The sequence below is a fragment of the Bradyrhizobium sp. 31Argb genome (genome assembly GCF_043638955.1).
GTDB lineage: Bacteria > Pseudomonadota > Alphaproteobacteria > Rhizobiales > Xanthobacteraceae > Bradyrhizobium.
The window spans coordinates 1-3,056 of sequence record NZ_JBEGDB010000479.1; the positions used below are offsets into that span (position 1 = coordinate 1).

Annotated in this window: 1 protein-coding gene, 3 pseudogenes and 1 other annotated feature; all 4 genes and pseudogenes read left to right on the top strand. The window is 58.9% G+C overall.

What is annotated here, in order from left to right; genetic code table 11:
* Positions 1-76 precede the first annotated feature (76 nt).
* The gene (gene shc, locus AAFX91_RS40300) at positions 77-1,354 is read left to right on the top strand and encodes a squalene--hopene cyclase (RefSeq protein ID WP_394570200.1); all 1,278 of its coding nucleotides are present in this window, start codon (positions 77-79) and stop codon (positions 1,352-1,354) included.
* Positions 1,355-1,366: 12 nt separating this feature from the next.
* A pseudogene (locus AAFX91_RS40305) lies at positions 1,367-2,112 on the top strand (IS3 family transposase); the annotation flags it as partial.
* Positions 1,651-1,767, top strand: a sequence feature (AL1L pseudoknot). It overlaps the preceding pseudogene by 117 nt.
* 94 nt (positions 2,113-2,206) lie before the next feature.
* Positions 2,207-2,476 (top strand): annotated as a pseudogene (locus AAFX91_RS40310) (group II intron maturase-specific domain-containing protein); the annotation flags it as partial.
* A 350-nt stretch (positions 2,477-2,826) separates the two neighbouring features.
* Positions 2,827-3,033 (top strand): annotated as a pseudogene (locus AAFX91_RS40315) (DDE-type integrase/transposase/recombinase); the annotation flags it as partial.
* Between the last annotated feature and the right edge of the window lie 23 nt (positions 3,034-3,056).

The following is a 3,056-nucleotide window of genomic DNA, read 5'->3' on the forward strand; positions in this document are numbered from 1 at the left end:
AAACTCTAACCCCTGATGAGCCAGAGCCTCCCTTCTCGAAAAGCTTGATCTGTCTCAAATTATCTGACGACGGACAATCCGGCGTCAAGACGCGGACGGTGCATGGGGAGGGATACAGCCACCTTGGATCTATGGATTGATTGCTCTGGTCAATGAAGGCTACCTGCTCGATCATCCGGTAGTCTCCAAGGGCATAAGCGCATTGGGGGCCCACTGGAGCTACGATCGAAACGGGGCCAGGCATATTCAGGCGAGTGAATCCCCCGTATGGGATACCTTCTTGGCCATCCTTGCGCTTCATGAGGCCGGAGTGCCTTCCGACAGGACTGACGTCCGCAAAGCGCTCGAGTGGGTTCTCAATCAGCAGGTGCTCCTTCCCGGCGATTGGGCGGTAAAGATCAAGAATGCGCGACCCGGCGGCTGGGCCTTTGAACGCGCGAACAATTCATATCCCGACGTTGATGATACTGCGATCGCTCTGCTTGTTCTGGGAAAGCTTAAATCAACTATCGGAGATATGCGGGAGCGATTTGAGCGAGCTATCGAACTGGGGGTTGACTGGACCCTTGCCATGCAATGCCGAAACGGCGGTTGGGCGGCTTTCGATAAAGACAATGACAAAGAGATCATCTCGAAGATACCATTTTGCAACTTCGGCGAAGCGATTGATCCGCCTAGTGTTGATGTCACGGCCCACGTCGTTGAAGCTTTTGCCGCTCTAGGATACGACTTCAATCATCCGGCTATTCGCCGCGCGCTGGACTACATCAGAAGTGAACAAGAAGAGGCAGGCAGCTGGTTCGGCCGCTGGGGTGTCAATCATATCTATGGTACGGCTGCCGTGCTGCCCGCTCTAAAGGCGATCGGCGAGGATATGACGCAACCTTATATAAGGCGCGCCATCGATTGGATCTTGTCGAGACAGAATGATGACGGCGGCTGGGGGGAGACATGCGCTTCCTACATGGATCCCGAGCTTCGAGGACGAGGACCAAGCACTCCGTCGCAGACCGCCTGGGGGCTGATGTGCCTATTGTCTGTCGACAAGGGTCCTGAAACGGACGCCGCGATACGCAGAGGAGTTGAGCACCTCTGCACTTCCCAGAAAAGCGATGGGACCTGGGATGAAGATTACTACACGGCAACCGGCTTTCCGGGCTACGGGATCGGCGCTCGCACCAATCTGACCGCGGCTGAACTCGCAAAACGCTTACAGCAGGGTACGGAGCTATCGCGCGGCTTCATGTTGAGCTTCAATATGTACCGCCACTATTTCCCGCTGCTCGCATTGGCGCGAGCCGCTGTACGCGGCGTATTGAACCGCCCCGGATTTGCCGGAGGCTCCAACTCCTGAGAGGATGGAGCCATGACAAGCAAGACGACGAACAAGTTTTCGTCTGAGGTCCGGGACCGCGCGGTTCGGATGGTTCTGGATCACGCCGGCGAGCACCCTTCGCGCTGGGCGGCGGAGACGTCGATTGCGGCGAAGATCGGCTGCACACCGCAGACGCTTCATGACTGGGTCAAGAAGGCCGAAGTCGATAGCGGGCAGCGGGCCGGCGTTCCGACCGACATGGCCGAGAAGCTGAAGGCCCTGGAACGGGAGAACCGTGAGCTTCGGCAGGCCAACGAGATCCTGCGCAAGGCGAGCGCTTATTTTGCGATGGCGGAGCTCGACCGCCGGTCCAAGCCATGATCGCCTTCATCGATGATCATCGTGGGGCGCATGGGGTCGAGCCGATCTGCAAGGTCCTGCCGATCGCCCCCTCGACCTACCACGCCCGTGTGGCCAAGCGGCGCGATCCGGCCAAGCGGTCGGCGCGCGCCAGGCAGGATGCCGCTCTGAAGGTCGAGGTTCGTCGCGTCTTCGATCAGAACTTCTCGGTCTACGGTGTGCGCAAGGTCTGGCGCCAGCTCAAGCGCGAAGGCTTCGATGTTGCCCGTTGCACAGTATCGCGATTGATGCGGGACATGGGTTTGCAAGGGGTTATCCGCGGCAAATCCGTCACAACAACGATCAGCGACAAGGCCGCGCCATGCCCGCTGGATCACGTCAACCGCCAGTTCAAGGCGCCAAGGCCGCACGTCCTTTGGCTCTCCGACTTCACGTATGGTGCGCCTCGCTCCGAGAAATCGGGGAGGCATATGTCTGGAATGCATTGAGAAAGGAGGAATTTGACGAGCCTGCTTCCTGCTGTGGGGAAGCATGAGCCCAAGCGGCGGTGACCTGCTGTCAACTGGCAGGGTGGCGGTCGTCACGACCATACCCAAAGAGAAGGCCAAGGCATTCACGCACAGACTGTCGAAGGTCCTCTCTGGTGACCATGATCTTGCCAAGGTCGATATGGTGGACCGCCTGAACCGCCAATTGCGGGGCTGGGCGGCCTTCTACAAGTACACGGACTTCACTGCGACCACGTTCCGGCACGTCGATCACGTCGTGTTCTGGAAAGTCGATCACGTCGTGTTCTGGAAAATGGCGCACTGGCTGGCGAGAAAGTATCGGAGCCGCATCAAACCACTGATGCGGAGCTGGTATCGAGCACCAGTCGCTGGGCAAGCCAAGACCTGGTTTGTCCACGTGGTCAGTGAACGAGGCCATCGTGTCGGGAAAGCATTGCACCGATTGGGTATCCAGTCCAAAGGGGCAGTTCCGATGGAGAAACCCGGAAGCAAATCCCTACATCTTCAGGGAGGAGCCCAGGAAGACCATCACCTCGCGATATCAGGATGTCGCAATGGCCATGGGCCAGACCTAAACGGAGAGCCGTATGCGCTGAAAGGTGCCCGTACGGTTCGGGGAGGAGAAGCGCTTATGCGCTTCTTACTCCATTCGCGACCTGGACCGGCTTCGTCTACGTCGCCTTTGTCATCGACGCCTATGCTCGAAGGATCGTCGGCTGGCGGGCCTCGCACACGGCGCATGCGGGCTTCGTGCTCGATGCGCTGGAGCAGGCACTACATGATCGACGGCGGTCCATCGTAAGCGGTAAGAGCTCCCACGTCCGCAGTGATCAGCGGGCGCGTGCGTAGCGGATCGGCATCCAGTATTGGCG